The following is a 14,676-nucleotide window of genomic DNA, read 5'->3' as shown; positions in this document are numbered from 1 at the left end:
TTATAGCGATGGGGCTCACCTCTTACCATTCCGAACAGAGAAGTTAAGCCCATTTGCGCCGATGGTACTACATTTGTGGGAGAGTAGGTCGTTGCCTTTTTTAGAGAGTCTAATTACATTATGTAGTTAGACTCTTTTTTTGTTCTAAACTGAAATACTAGTATTTATATGATGACTTTTGAGATTGATCCCTTATTTTTTTGGTTTTCCTTTAAAACTTTAGTTATTGTTCCTTTTTCAATAATTAAATAAACATTTATAAAAGTCTATTTTTGTATATTCGCACCGCGAAAACGTTATCGTAATTCGCTTCATTTAAAATAGCCAATTAATAATTCAAAAAAAACGACGCCAATGCCTAAAATTATTTATACCAAAACCGACGAAGCACCAGCTTTAGCAACACGTTCCTTATTACCCATTGTACAAGCATTTGTTAAATCTTCTGGCATTAATATTGAAACTAAAGATATTTCTTTAGCAGCAAGAATTTTAGCTGTGTTTCCCGATTTTTTAAATGAAGATCAACGTATTTCTGATGATTTAAGCATGCTTGGTGAATTGGCAAAAAAACCTGAAGCTAATATTGTAAAATTACCAAATATTAGTGCCTCCATGCCACAACTAAAAGATGCGATTAAAGAATTGCAATCTAAAGGTTTTAACATTCCTGATTATCCTGAAGACCCCAAAAATAATACGGATAAAGACATTAAAGGACGTTACGATAAAATAAAAGGTAGTGCTGTAAATCCTGTTTTGCGTGAAGGTAACAGTGATAGACGTGCACCAAAAGCAGTAAAGAATTATGCTAAGAAAAACCCGCACGCTATGGGTGCTTGGTCTAGAGATTCTAAAACGCATGTTGCTACCATGAGTGAAGGTGATTTTGCTCATAATGAAAAGTCTATTACTTTAAAAGATGCTACTAACATAACGATAGAGCATCTAGATGGTAATGGTAATACTAAGGTTTTAAAAGATAGTTTTGCCTTACTTAAAGGGGAGATTATTGATGCAACGGTTATGAGTAAAAAAGCTTTAGTGAGTTTTTTAGACAAACAAGTTGATGATGCTAGAGATAAAGGCATTTTGTTTTCTCTTCACATGAAGGGTACTATGATGAAAGTTAGCGACCCTATTATTTTTGGTCATGCTGTTAAAATTTTTTTTAAAGATGTTTTTGCTAAACATAGAGATACCATTGAAGCATTAGGTGTTAATGTAAATTCTGGTCTTGGAAATCTTTTAGACCATCTACAAGAACTACCAGAAGGTAAACGTAAAGAAATTGAAGCTGATATTCAATTAACATATAACAATGGTCCTGGTGTAGCCATGGTAAACTCAGATAAAGGGATTACAAATTTACATGTACCAAGTGATGTTATTATTGATGCATCTATGCCAGCAATGATTCGTACCTCTGGACAAATGTGGAATGCTGAAGGTAAACTTCAAGATACAAAAGCGGTAATTCCAGATAGTAGCTATGCAGGTATTTATTCCGCTACTATTGATTTCTGTAAAGAAAATGGTGCTTTTGATCCTACTACTATGGGTACAGTTCCTAATGTTGGTTTAATGGCTCAAAAGGCTGAAGAATATGGTTCTCACGATAAAACTTTTGAAATTCCTAAAAACGGAACAGTAAAAGTTATTGATGCCCATGGACATACGTTATTAGAGCATACTGTTGAAGAAGGAGATATATGGAGAATGTGCCAAACTAAAGATGCACCAATTCAAGACTGGGTAAAATTAGCTGTAACACGTGCCAGAGCATCTCAAACTCCTGCTGTTTTTTGGTTAGATGAAAATAGAGCTCATGATGCTGAAATAATCAAAAAAGTAAATACCTATTTAAAAGACCATGATACTTCTGGTTTAGATTTAAGAATCTTATCACCTATTAATGCTACAAAATTTACTTGTGAACGCCTTATAAAAGGAGAAGATACTATTTCAGTTTCTGGAAATGTTTTACGTGACTATTTAACCGATTTATTTCCTATTTTAGAAGTTGGTACTAGTGCAAAAATGTTATCTATAGTTCCATTAATGAATGGTGGCGGTTTATTTGAAACTGGTGCCGGTGGTTCTGCCCCAAAACACGTTCAGCAATTGCTTAAAGAAAACCACTTACGTTGGGATTCTTTAGGAGAGTTTTTAGCATTAGCCGTTTCATTAGAGCATTTTAGTGAGGTTAATAACAACATAAAAGCTAAAATTTTAGGTGAAACTTTAGATGATGCTACCGACAAATTATTAGAAAACAAAAAAGGGCCATCTAGAAAAGTTGGAGAGCTAGATAATAGAGGAAGTCATTTTTACTTAGCCTTGTATTGGGCTAAAGAATTAGCTAATCAAAATAAGGATGCAGCTTTAAAGGCTGAGTTTAAGCCAATTGCAAAACAATTAGCTGATAATGAAGATGCTATAGTAAAAGAACTAAATGATATCCAAGGTCAAGCTACAGATATTGGTGGCTATTATGAACCAAATGAAGCACTTATAAATAGTGTTATGAGACCGAGCGAAACATTCAATGCTATTTTAAGATAAAAATAATATTAATATATATTTTGAAAAGCTCCTTTTTAGGGGCTTTTTTTATACTTTTATAAAAAAAAAGCTATTAAATGAAGACCCCCTTAATATGGTTTATTTGTGTGTTATATATTTCTTTATGGCCATTAAAAGCTCAAGAAAAATTCACGATTAGTGGAACTATCTCTGAAGAAAAAAGTAACGAAACTCTTATTGGTGTAAATGTCATTTTTCCAGAAATTTCTGCTGGAACAACAACTAACGAATACGGCTTCTATTCCATAACACTTCCAGAAGGCAACTATAATATGATTATTAGTTACTTAGGCTATTCAACAATATCCGAAAATATTATGGTCTCAAAAGACATCTCAAAAAACTTTAGCTTAAAAGATGCTTTGGAAAGTTTAGATGAAGTTGTGATTACCGGAAATATAGAAAAGCTCAATATTAGAACACCTCAGATGAGTGTCAACAAACTCACTTCCGCTACTATCAAAGACATTCCGGTAGTACTTGGCGAATCGGATATTATTAAAGCAATAACTCTACTGCCAGGGGTTACTACTGCTGGTGAAGGTGCTTCTGGTTTTAATGTTCGCGGTGGAGCAGCAGACCAAAACTTAATCCTTTTAGACGAAGCTATTATTTATAATTCATCACATTTATTTGGTTTCTTTTCTGTTTTTAATCCAGATGCTATCAAAGATTTAAGATTGTATAAAGGAGGTATTCCAGCGCGTTATGGTGGTCGCGTTTCTTCTGTTTTAGATATCTATCAAAAAGAAGGTAATAGCAAAGAGTTTCATGCTAACGGCGGTATTGGTATTGTATCTAGCAGATTATTACTTGAAGGCCCGCTTAAAAAAAACAAAGGTTCTTTTCTCTTAGGAGGAAGATCAAGTTATGCGCATTTGTTTTTGCCTCTTTTTGACCTTAACAACATCGCTTATTTCTATGACTTAAACACCAAATTAAGCTATAAACTTAACGACAGAAATAGTATTTACCTTTCCGGATACTTTGGAAGAGATGTGTTTAGAATTGAAGATACTTTTGAAAACACCTATGGTAATTCCGTTTTGAACTTTAGGTGGAATCATTTATTTTCAGATAAATTATTCTCCAATTTATCTTTAATCTATTCTGATTATGATTACGATTTAAAATTAAATTTTGTTGAATTCGACTGGGTTTCAGGTATTCAAAACTTCAACTTAAAATACGATTTTAAACACTATCTAACTGATAAAATAAAGCTACAATACGGATTAAACAGTATTTACTACAGGTTCAATCCTGGAGACATTAAACCTACTGTAGAGACTTCAGGCATAAACCCATTTAAACTCACAGATAAATATGCCTTTGAAAATGCTATTTATTTAGATGCTGAACATAATGTCTCAGATAAATTAGCTTTATCATACGGACTTCGTATTAGTAGTTTCCATCGTCTTGGGCAGGACGAACTAAATGTTTACGAAAATAATCAAGCTGTTCTTTTTAATGAAGATTTTCAAATTTATGAAAAAGCACAACCTATTAGTACTGAATCATTCAAACGAAGTGATGTTATTAAAAGTTTTTATAATTTAGAACCTAGAGCATCATTAGCGTATCAACTAAATTCTAAAAGTTCTGTAAAATTGAGTTACAATCGTATGAGTCAATATTTACATCTTTTGTCTAATACAAACTCCCCCACTCCTTTAGATATTTGGGCTCCAAGTGGTAAATATATAAAACCACAATTACTAGATCAATATGCTGTTGGCTATTTCAAAAATTTCAATGACAATAAATACTCTTTAGAAATAGAAAGTTTTTATAAAAACGTTAAAAATAGAATAGACTACATTGATGGGGCAAATTTGATTGCCAATAATGCTATTGAGCAGGTTATACTAAATGGAAGATCAAGAGCCTATGGATTAGAAATGCTATTTAGAAAAAATGAAGGTCGCTTTAAAGGATGGTTAGCCTATACATTATCAAAATCTGAACAACAAACTCCGGGAAGAACAGCAACCGAATTAGGAATTAACAACGGTAACTGGTACAAAACACCTTTTGATAAGACTCACGATATTTCGTTAACAAGTAGTTATGAATTGAATAAAAAATGGAAAATCAATACTAATTTCCTTTTTCAAACGGGACAACCTGCAACATTTCCAAATGGACAATATGAATATAACGGCTTAAATATCCCTAATTTTAGTGGTAGAAATTCAGATAGGCTTCCAAGTTACAACAGGCTAGATGTTTCTCTAAACTATATACCAAAACCAAATAAAACGAATGGCTTACAAAGCTATTGGGTTTTTGGTATTTATAATGTTTATAATCGAAGAAATGCGGCTTCAATAAATTTTAGTCAAAACCAAATTACAGGAGCAAACGAAGCCACACGTTTAGCTATTTTTGGAATTGTTCCATCAATATCTTATAATTTTAAATTTTAGAATTATGAAAAAAATAATTAAAACATGTCTTATCGCTATAGTGTTAATATCATGTGAAGATGTTATAGACGTTGATCTTAATAGTGCAGAACCAAGATTAGTTATAGATGCATCTTTACACTGGATTAAGGGGACAAATGGGGCAAATCAACTCATAAAACTTTCGCTTACAGCACCCTATTTTGATAATAATATTCCTCCAGCAACGGGTGCTAACGTTACAGTTTCAGATTCAAATAATAACACCTTTATTTTTACTGAGGAAAATAATAGTGGAATTTATAAAACCGAAAATTTCCTGCCCGTAATTAATGAAGTTTACAATTTAAACATCGTTTATGATAATGAAAATTACACAGCTACCGAAACGATGATTCCTGTAGTACCTATTGAATTTATTGAACAAAAAAATGATGGTGGTTTTTCTGGTGACGAGATTGAAATAAAAGCATACTATACTGACCCTGAAAACATTGATAACTTCTATCTTTTTGAGTTTTTATCACTGGACTTAAATAGCTCAACGCTAGAAGTGTACGACGATGAATTTACAGATGGCAATCAAATTTTTGCATTTTTTTCTGATGAAGACCTTGAAACTGGTAATCAACTTCTCATTAGAAATTCTGGTGTATCAGAGCGGACATATGAATTTTTAAACATTCTATTACAACAAACAGATGAAGATTCGGGTGATCCATTTCAAATTCAACCCGCTACTGTGAGAGGGAATTGCATCAACCAAACCAACCCAGATAATTTTCCTTTAGGTTATTTTAGAGTTTCAGAAACAGATGTCTTCACATACATTGTCGAGTAAGTTCTTTTTTGCTCATTACATACTATTTTGGGTATATTATAATAATGATAGTAATGCATTGAGTTTTTTAAGATGATATTAACTAAAATATATGCTTTCAAATAAGATTTTTCTCTACTTTTAAGGCTCATCAACAAAAAAAATAATCACATGAATAAAAAAAGAATAGCCTACATAGTAGGTTCAATCATTTTATTATTTATAATTTATTTATATTTCAATTCTTCAAATGATAAAGATGTTTCACTCACAGCTAAAGTAATTAAAGGCACTTTTTTAAATGAAGTCTATATTTCAGGTGAAGCGCAATCTACAAGTTCAAAAGAAATAAACGGACCGAGTAATGCCAGGCGATTTGGCATCTACAATATAAAAATTCAAGATTTAGTTCCTGAAGGAACCGTTGTTAAAAAAGGCGGATACATTGGTAAACTTGATGTATCTGAACTTAATGGAAAAATACTTGATGCACAATTAAATCTTGATAAAGCACAATCTAGATACATACAACAAGAGCTTGATACAACTTTAACATTAAAACAAGAACGAAATTCTATAAAAGACTTGCTGTTTAATATTGAAGAAGATAGATTAGAATTAGAACGCTCCATATATGAACCCCCAGCAACCATTAGATCCTTAGAAATTAAAATAGAAAAAACCGAAAGAGATTTAAAAGAAAAAAAAGCAGATTATTCCATTAAAAAGAGACAAGCTAATGCAAAAATGATAGAGGTTGGTACTGAAGTTTCAAAATATAAAAAACGTATTGATGATTTATTAGAACTGCAAAAAAAATTCACTATTTATTCTGAAGATGAAGGAATGATTACTTATATCAAGGAACGAAATGGTACTAAAAAGAAAGTCGGCTCTACAATTTCACCTTGGGAACCTGCTATTGCCAGTTTGCCAGATTTAACTAAAATGGAATCAAAAACATACAGCAATGAGGTTGATATTAGAAAAATAAAAAAAGGATTAACAGTTAAAATTGGCTTTGATGCTTTTCCTGATATCGAACTAAAGGGTGTTGTAACTGATGTAGCTAACGTAGGAGAAACAAAAGCAGGATCAGACATTAAACTGTTTCAAGTTTTAATTAAACTAAATGAAACAAATAAGAATATAAGACCAGGAATGACTACTTCTAACAAAATACTTACAAAACAACAAGAAGATGTTTTGATGATTCCGTTAGAAGCTGTTTTCTCAAAAGATACTATTAGTTATACCTATGTTAAATCAGGATATTCTATTGATAAAAAACAAGTAAAATTAGGGTTGTCGAACAACGAAGTGGTAATTATTGAAAAAGGATTAAATGAAGGTGATGTGTTATACTTAAATAAACCAAAAGACTTAGTGGATAAAAGTATAAAGCTATTAGAATAAGATGATAGATAAAATACTTTTAGAAAAACTTAAGTCTAATTTTACTGAAGCTTTTTGGTTTATTAAAACCAATAAAGTCAGAACTTTTTTGACAGCGCTAGGTATTATTTTTGGTGTGGCCTCAGTTATTACCATGTTGGCCATAGGTAATGGGGCTGAAAAAGAGATACTTGCACAGTTAGAATTAGTTGGTGTAAATAATATTGTAGTAACACCTATACCAGATGAAGAAGATGAAAACGAGAATAAAAATGAGGAAGAAAACCTAGAATCTGAATCTAAACGTTTCTCCAAAGGCTTAGATATATTAGATGCCAATAATATAAAAAAGTATATCCCCAGTGTAAAACTAGTGAGTCCGGAAATAATTTTAGACACTTATGTTATAAATAACGGTAAACAAAATTCAGTAAAACTTATTGGGATTACACCATCATTTTTTCAAGCATCCAATATTGATATAGAAAACGGAAAAGGGTTTTCAAGCTATCAAATAAAAAATGCTTTACCTGTTTGTATTATAGGAAAAAAAGTAGAGAAAAAATTGTTTACTGGAGAAAGTGCTTTGGGAAAGCATATTAAAATAAAAGACGTATGGCTGCAAGTAATTGGAGTAATCGAAGAAAAATTAATTTCAGATAAAGCTCAAGAAAATCTGGGTATAAGAGATTTAAATCAAGACGTATATATTCCTGTAAATACTTTTTTAGTTCGTTATAGAGACCGAAAAATAATCTCAGATAAAGTAGGCGTTAGAAACCAAAACAAAAATGGTCCAAAAAAGAAAATTCCAAGAGGAAATTATCATCAAATTGATAAATTAACTGTTCAAGTTTCAAATTCAAATGAACTAAAATCTACTGCTGAAGTTTTAAGTAAAATGCTAAAACGAAGACATAATGATGTTTTAGATTTTGAAATAGAAATTCCCATTCAGTTACTTAAACAGCAACAAAAAACAAAGCAAATTTTCAATATTGTTTTAATTATAATAGCTGGTATATCATTACTTATAGGAGGAATAGGTATTATGAATATTATGCTTGCTTCAGTTTTAGAACGAACAAAAGAAATAGGAATTATTAGAGCTATTGGTGCGACCCAAGAAGATGTGATTTTGCAATTCCTATCAGAATCTATACTTATAAGTGTTGGAGGGGGAATTGTTGGAATAATTTTGGGTATTATTGGAGCTTATATTATAGAATTTGTTTCGGGCATAGAAACCGTTTTAACATTTAACTCTATTATGATATCATTTTTAATTGCAGTAATTGTTGGGTTAGTTTTTGGAATATTCCCAGCTAAAGCTGCTGCAAATAAAAGACCTATTGAAGCATTAAGATCTGAATAGTCAACTATGAAAAAAACACTTCTTATAATTCTGGTTATTTTTCCTTTAATTATTTTTTCTCAATCAAAGAAATTAACCCTTGGTGAAGCTATTGATATAGCACAAAAAAAATCTCCTGATTTTAAAATTAATATAAATAGAAATCAAGCAAATTATTGGCGATTTAGACGCTACAAAGCAAGTTTTCTGCCAGAACTTAGGCTTAATGCTACATTACCTGAATATAGAAATGCAGTACGTAGAATAACAAATGATACAGGTCAAGATATTTTTGTAACACAAAATCAATTACTTGTAGAAGGAGGTTTATCAATTTCCCAGAGTGTACCATATACTGGAGGTACTTTGTCTGTAAACACCAACTTAGAACGCGTAGAGCTTTTTGGTCTTGATGATAATATTGGTTATTCTGTTATTCCTTTTTCGATTAATTATTTTCAAAATTCAATTTTATTCAATGAATTTAAATGGGATAAAAAAATAGAGCCCTTAATTTATGAAGAATCTAAAAGAGATTTTATTGAAAATATGGAACAAATATCTGTTAATACTTCTCGTAGATATTTTGAGTTACTTAAAGCCCAAATGCAATTAAATATAGCTGAAACAAATCTATCTAATCAAGACACCTTATTTCAAATTGCAAAAGGTAGATTTAAAATGGGTAAAATTGCAGAAAATGAATTGCTTCAAATGGAATTAAGGCTTTTAAATTCTAAAAATAGAGTTACAACAAATACAGTAGAGTTAAAAAGAACCTCACAAAATTTAGCGCGTTACTTAGAATTAGACACTGAAAATTTAGAATTGGATGTTCCTGAACAGCTTCCACTTTTTGATGTCGATGTAGAAAAAGCATTAAATGAAGCACAGTCTAATAGAAAAGCGGTTATTGAGTTTAGAAGAAAACGGTTAGAAGCTGAGAAAGACGTAGCTTTTCAAAAAGGAAATAATAGGTTGCAACTGGGTATAAGAGCTAATTTTGGAATATCTCAAAATGGTGATGATTTCAATAATCTTTTTAACAATTTTAATAAACAACAAAACGTTTCAGTATCTATTGGACTTCCAATATTTGATTGGGGGGTATCTAAATCAAGGCGAAAAATGGCAGAAGCAAATTTAGATTTAACTAACAATAATATAAACCAAGAGAAACAGGAGTTTGAACAAGAAATTTATTTACATGTATTAAACTGGTCTAACCAAAGAGATTTTTTAATTACCGCTGAAAAAGCTAAAGAAGTTTCAATGAAGCGTTATGATATTTCTAAAAAGCGATATGTACTAAATAAAGTAACTATTACGGATTTAAATATTGCCTTAGAAGAGAGAGATAAGGCTGTATTTGAATACTTAAATTCTCTCGAAAAGTTCTGGAGAGATTACTACATATTAAGACAATTGACACTTTATGATTTTATAAATGACAAAAAAATAGAAGTTGAAGACATTCTTTATGATTAAAACTACTTAATAATTCCTATTTTTGAACCATGAGTTTTATTAAAACCACAGAGCAAGATTCTAACCACAACCATTTGGATAAAATGAGTGTGTCTGAGTTGCTAAAAAACATCAATAAAGAAGACAAAACGGTTCCTAATGCTGTTGAAAAAGTATTACCTCAAATTGAAGCATTGGTTTTTCAAATTGTTGAAAAGTTAAAAAAAGGTGGTCGTTTATTTTATTTGGGAGCAGGCACAAGTGGTAGATTAGGTATTGTTGATGCTTCTGAATGCCCACCAACTTTTGGAGTGTCTCACGATGTAGTTATCGGTATTATTGCTGGTGGTGATTCTGCAATTAGAAAAGCGGTAGAATTTGCAGAAGACTCAACAACTCAAGGCTGGAAAGATTTACAAGACTATAATATTAACCAAAATGATGTGGTAATTGGTATTGCGGCCTCTGGAACAACACCTTATGTCATTTCAGCATTAAAAGTTTGTAATGAAAATCAAATTATTACAGGATGTATTTCATGTAATAAAAATAGTCCGCTTTCAAATGTTTCTAGATATCCTATTGATGTTATTGTTGGTCCTGAATTTGTAACAGGTAGCTCAAGAATGAAAGCAGGAACTGCTCAAAAGTTGGTACTTAATATGATTACAACATCTACCATGATTCAATTAGGTCATGTAAAAGGAAACAAGATGGTAGATATGCAATTAAGTAACCATAAGTTAGTGGATAGAGGTGCTAAAATGATTATGAAGGAAATAAATGTTTCCGAAAAAGAAGCTTTAAAATTATTAAACAAATATAAAAGCGTTCGTAACGCGGTAAATAAATATCAAGATGGAAGACAGTAAAACAGATAAAGTTATGCTTTTTCAAGGTGTAAAAACACTAATATTCGCAGCATTAAGCCTCCTTATGGGACCCGTATTATTAAGTTTTGCATTTAGTAAACCTGATGACAAACTTTATATTCCACTCTTAATTATAGGGTGTTTAATTTGTGCCTTTGCCATATTTTTAATCTTTAAAGGCATTAAATTGATTATGAATAGTATGTTCAAAAACAAATAACGTTTATTAAAAGTCGAGCCCAGTAGAAAACGCTTTGCTTTATAAAATAAAAAATCTAATTATTCTTCAGAAACTTGTTTTGGCGTCGTAGGATTATAACCAAATTCTGCATCGTTAATATCAATGCTTAAACTATCAAAAATATAGTTGATAATAGCATAATGATGAATCGTATGACTATTAGCTTGTGCCAATAAAGAACCATAAGTATATGGTATCTCAGTTTTACCTAAACCTAAATCATCAATAACTAAAACGGAACCATTAATATCAAAAGAGGCAGAGTCTAATCTCCCAATAATTAAATTCAGGTAATCTTGAGCACAACCGCAATCAGATTCAATATCCTTATTTCTACTTCTTGCAGTTAAGTCAACTCTATTTTCAGAATCCTTAGTAAAAATACAATCATAAAAATCTAAAATGTGCCTAATATGCGTTCCAATACTTGAATAATAAGGAGATACAGAAGCATCACACAACTGATTATTAGACAAATGATCTAATAAAACTTGAGATTTTTTAAGTGTTTTTAGAGTAGAATGGATAATGATATTCATGAACACGAATTTAACTAAATATTTTAAATTTAATAACGGTCTCACATTTAGTCTTAACACTTCAAAATCCTTACAAATCAAAAGAGACCTGTTGTTAGATTGAGGCAGCTAAAACCTATAAATTAACAACGCACACATTTTACTTATTCAAATCCTCCAACACCAAACGCAACTCACTATAACTATATTTTTCATCCACTTGATGTTTCAAATCAGATAAATTTTCGAATTTTAATTTTGGAATAATACTTTTAAGTTCTTCATAATATTCAACTGGCATTAAATCTGTAGCCTTTATTTCTCCAGTTTTAATGAAGCTTGCCAAATGGCTAGTAATAGTACTCGGAACATAATTTCTTTCTTTAGCAATTTCAAAAATTGTTTTTCCAGATTTAAACATATCCAAAGAAACCTTCATACTATCTCCTTTTTTAGTTTTCGTGTTATTTGATTTCTTTTTTGGTTTTTGGTCATTAAAAATCTCTACATCCTCAGAAGTTTCAATATCATGCGCATCACAATATGCTTTAATCACTTTCAAAATAGCAGTACCATATTTTTCAACCCGGGTTTTCCCCATACCATTTATCTTTAACAACGCTGCTTTATTAGTTGGTAAGGTTTCGCACATTTCATAAAGTGTTTTTTGTGCAAAAATCTGATAATGAATTAAATCTTTCTCTTCAGCGATATCATTTCTCAATATACGCAGTTTTTCAAATAACTCCACATTACTAGTCCCTTCAACTACCGTTTTTCTTAGTTTCTTAGGTTTTTCTTTCCCCATAAAAACAGACTTCGCTCGTAACTCTAAAATCCTTTCCGCAGTAAAACCAGTTTCTAAACCTTTAAAATAAAGTAACTTCACAGATAATAATTCCTCAAAAGCATCTAGATGTTTAGTAATCTCACTACCTACAGCTTGATTATCTGTAGTAAAAGCAAATGTTTTTAAAGGTGATGTAATTTTAGTTTCTGTTTCCATTTTAAAATACCCAATACCCTTTTTAAAACGCTCTTGAATAAGAGTACTCCGTTCTGGTAATTCATAACCTTCTTCAGAAATTTGTTTCAACTGAGCGTTAAACCCATTTGCCACTTTCAAGAAGTTAGTAATTGTATTTTTAATAGGTAAAAACGTGTCCTCAACAGGGCCTTCAATAACCGTTCTGTTCTTATAATAAATATCTAAAATCCGATTCAAAGGATATAAAAAATTATAAAAACCAAACACTTCCGCAATCAAATCCAACTGAAAATCCTTTTGTGAATCCTCCAAAACCTTTTCGTCGGGTGCATTTTGCTCCGCATTTTCATTAAATGTCCTTACATTACCATCACTTATAATTTGACTGGAATGAATCTTACTCTTCAATACCAAACCCTCTAAAGATTTACACCTACTCAACGCTACATAAGTTTGTCCATGTGCAAAAGCCCCTTGTGCATCAATAATAGCCTTTTCAAACGTTAAACCTTGACTTTTATGAATTGTAATACTCCACGCTAATCGCAACGGCATTTGGGTATATGATCCTATAATATTTTCCTTAATTGCTTTCGTTTCGTTATCAACCGTATAATTGATGTTATCCCAAAATTCGGGAGTTGTTACAATATTAAAATCATCATCAGGGCAATGCACAACTACTTCATCAGCATCCATTAGAATCACCTTTCCTATTTTTCCATTAAAATAACGTTTTTCAGAACTACTATCATTCTTAACAAACATCACTTGAGCCCCTACCTTCAATTCTAAAGTTTCTTTATTTGGATAAGCATACTCTGGAAACTTTCCTTTAATTTCAGCCTTATAAGTATGTGTTTTGGTGGTTAACTTGTCTAACTCTATCCTATTAGTAGTTTCGGCTTTATTGTTATGAGTCGTTAACGAAATATACCCCGAATCAGGTTCAGGCGTAAAATCGGCTACATATCGTTTATTCAATTCAAAAGCACTAGCTTCAGTCAAACAATTATTTCTAATCTCATTAAGAATCTGAATAAATATCGGATTCTCCTGTCTATAAATATGTTTCAACTCAATAGTAAGCGCATCACATTGCTTAAATGCATGACTACTAAAAAAGAACCCATTGCTATACACATGTTTCAACAAATCCCATTCCTGCTCCTTAATAACAGGTGAGAGTTGTTGCAAATCTCCAATCATCAGTACTTGCACACCACCAAACACTTTATTTCTATTTCTAAAACGGCGCAATGTTCTATCAATACCATCCAACAAATCGGCACGAACCATACTAATCTCATCTATAACCAATAAATCCATCGACTTGATAATATTGATTTTCGTTTTGCTAAACTTCCTGTTAAATCCCTTAGAAGCATTTAAATCTGTATCTGGTAGTATAGGACCAAAAGGCATCTGAAAAAACGAATGTATCGTTACCCCTTTAGCATTAATAGCAGCAACACCCGTAGGCGCAACAACTACCATACGTTTTAAACTGTTCATTTTTAAGCGGTGCAAAAAAGTCGTTTTTCCAGTTCCCGCTTTACCAGTTAAAAATATAGATCGGTTTGTATTATTAACAAACGCCCATGCCAGTTCTAATTCCCTATTTTCAGCCATCAAATATTTAATAATTAAAAATTTCAAGATAATAATTTGAAAGATTTTTTGGGCGGGTTTTAAAGAAAAATTAAAACCGCGCTATCCAAAATATCTTTTTATCAGGTCATTGCAAGAGAGAATGGCGTGGTAATCTCATAGGTCTTTAAGTGGTTTATAAAAATTTGAACAGTGAAATTATTAAAATTCATCCAATAGATAACTTATTTGGAAACTATATTATTAAATAAAGTATTAATATTCCTATAAAATATCAATCCTGTCCTAAATAAATTTTAGGCACACTAACATTCACCATTTTACTGATTTTATCCTTTGTTTTATTGTTTTTTCAAAAAAGAACCCCCTGTATGTATTTATCTGGCGGAGGTTGCTCTTTCGCAAAAGGATTA

General features: G+C 31.3%; 10 protein-coding genes and 1 rRNA gene. 9 read left to right on the top strand and 2 right to left on the bottom strand.

Features of this window, described 5'->3' with window-relative positions:
* The 9 genes from rrf to P8K68_RS07205 form a co-directional block, all read left to right on the top strand.
* Window positions 1-100: ribosomal RNA gene (gene rrf / locus P8K68_RS07245) — 5S ribosomal RNA — on the top strand; the annotation flags it as partial.
* A 254-nt stretch (window positions 101-354) separates the two neighbouring features.
* Entirely contained in the window at window positions 355-2,565 is a 2,211-nt protein-coding gene (locus P8K68_RS07240) for an NADP-dependent isocitrate dehydrogenase (RefSeq protein WP_300249026.1), read from the top strand.
* 77 nt (window positions 2,566-2,642) lie between these two features.
* Window positions 2,643-5,018: a TonB-dependent receptor gene (locus tag P8K68_RS07235; RefSeq protein WP_300249025.1), complete on the top strand. Its 2,376-nt coding sequence runs from the start codon at window positions 2,643-2,645 to the stop codon at window positions 5,016-5,018.
* Window positions 5,019-5,022: 4 nt separating this feature from the next.
* Window positions 5,023-5,838, top strand: coding sequence for a DUF4249 domain-containing protein (locus P8K68_RS07230; protein WP_300249024.1), 816 nt, complete (start codon window positions 5,023-5,025; stop codon window positions 5,836-5,838).
* Between the two features lie 150 nt (window positions 5,839-5,988).
* Window positions 5,989-7,233: an RND transporter gene (locus tag P8K68_RS07225; protein ID WP_300249023.1), complete on the top strand. Its 1,245-nt coding sequence runs from the start codon at window positions 5,989-5,991 to the stop codon at window positions 7,231-7,233.
* 1 nt (window position 7,234) lies between these two features.
* Window positions 7,235-8,587 carry an ABC transporter permease gene (locus P8K68_RS07220; protein ID WP_300249022.1) on the top strand — a complete coding sequence of 451 codons (1,353 nt, stop codon included), beginning with the start codon at window positions 7,235-7,237 and terminating at the stop codon, window positions 8,585-8,587.
* A gap of 6 nt (window positions 8,588-8,593) precedes the next feature.
* Window positions 8,594-10,054: a TolC family protein gene (locus P8K68_RS07215; protein ID WP_300249021.1), complete on the top strand. Its 1,461-nt coding sequence runs from the start codon at window positions 8,594-8,596 to the stop codon at window positions 10,052-10,054.
* A 29-nt stretch (window positions 10,055-10,083) separates the two neighbouring features.
* Window positions 10,084-10,905 (top strand): N-acetylmuramic acid 6-phosphate etherase, encoded by an 822-nt coding sequence (murQ, locus tag P8K68_RS07210; protein WP_300249020.1) that lies wholly within the window; start codon window positions 10,084-10,086, stop codon window positions 10,903-10,905.
* Window positions 10,892-11,125 carry a DUF6095 family protein gene (locus P8K68_RS07205; protein ID WP_300249019.1) on the top strand — a complete coding sequence of 78 codons (234 nt, stop codon included), beginning with the start codon at window positions 10,892-10,894 and terminating at the stop codon, window positions 11,123-11,125. The genes murQ and P8K68_RS07205 overlap by 14 nt, the downstream gene beginning before the upstream one ends.
* A 59-nt stretch (window positions 11,126-11,184) precedes the next feature.
* Here P8K68_RS07205 and P8K68_RS07200 read toward each other — a convergent pair whose 3' ends face one another.
* Together P8K68_RS07200 and P8K68_RS07195 are read right to left on the bottom strand one after the other, a co-directional pair.
* Window positions 11,185-11,685: a hypothetical protein gene (locus P8K68_RS07200; protein ID WP_300249018.1), complete on the bottom strand. Its 501-nt coding sequence runs from the start codon at window positions 11,683-11,685 to the stop codon at window positions 11,185-11,187.
* A gap of 139 nt (window positions 11,686-11,824) precedes the next feature.
* Window positions 11,825-14,311, bottom strand: coding sequence for a helix-turn-helix domain-containing protein (locus P8K68_RS07195; RefSeq protein WP_366143735.1), 2,487 nt, complete (start codon window positions 14,309-14,311; stop codon window positions 11,825-11,827).
* Window positions 14,312-14,676 lie beyond the last annotated feature (365 nt).

The sequence above is a fragment of the Algibacter sp. genome (assembly GCF_029245835.1).
Classification (GTDB): domain Bacteria; phylum Bacteroidota; class Bacteroidia; order Flavobacteriales; family Flavobacteriaceae; genus Algibacter_B.
Note: the sequence above shows the minus strand (reverse complement) of the source record. Positions and strands in the feature narration are given on the sequence as shown.

Bases quoted from the DNA above. Each gene is read 5' to 3' on its own strand.
- P8K68_RS07240 (WP_300249026.1), top strand. From the start codon at position 355: ATGCCTAAAATTATTTATACCAAAACCGACGAAGCACCAGCTTTAGCA.
- P8K68_RS07235 (WP_300249025.1), top strand. From the start codon at position 2,643: ATGAAGACCCCCTTAATATGGTTTATTTGTGTGTTATATATTTCTTTA.
- P8K68_RS07230 (WP_300249024.1), top strand. From the start codon at position 5,023: ATGAAAAAAATAATTAAAACATGTCTTATCGCTATAGTGTTAATATCA.
- P8K68_RS07225 (WP_300249023.1), top strand. From the start codon at position 5,989: ATGAATAAAAAAAGAATAGCCTACATAGTAGGTTCAATCATTTTATTA.
- P8K68_RS07220 (WP_300249022.1), top strand. From the start codon at position 7,235: ATGATAGATAAAATACTTTTAGAAAAACTTAAGTCTAATTTTACTGAA.
- P8K68_RS07215 (WP_300249021.1), top strand. From the start codon at position 8,594: ATGAAAAAAACACTTCTTATAATTCTGGTTATTTTTCCTTTAATTATT.
- murQ (WP_300249020.1), top strand. From the start codon at position 10,084: ATGAGTTTTATTAAAACCACAGAGCAAGATTCTAACCACAACCATTTG.
- P8K68_RS07205 (WP_300249019.1), top strand. From the start codon at position 10,892: ATGGAAGACAGTAAAACAGATAAAGTTATGCTTTTTCAAGGTGTAAAA.
- P8K68_RS07200 (WP_300249018.1), bottom strand. From the start codon at position 11,685: ATGAATATCATTATCCATTCTACTCTAAAAACACTTAAAAAATCTCAA.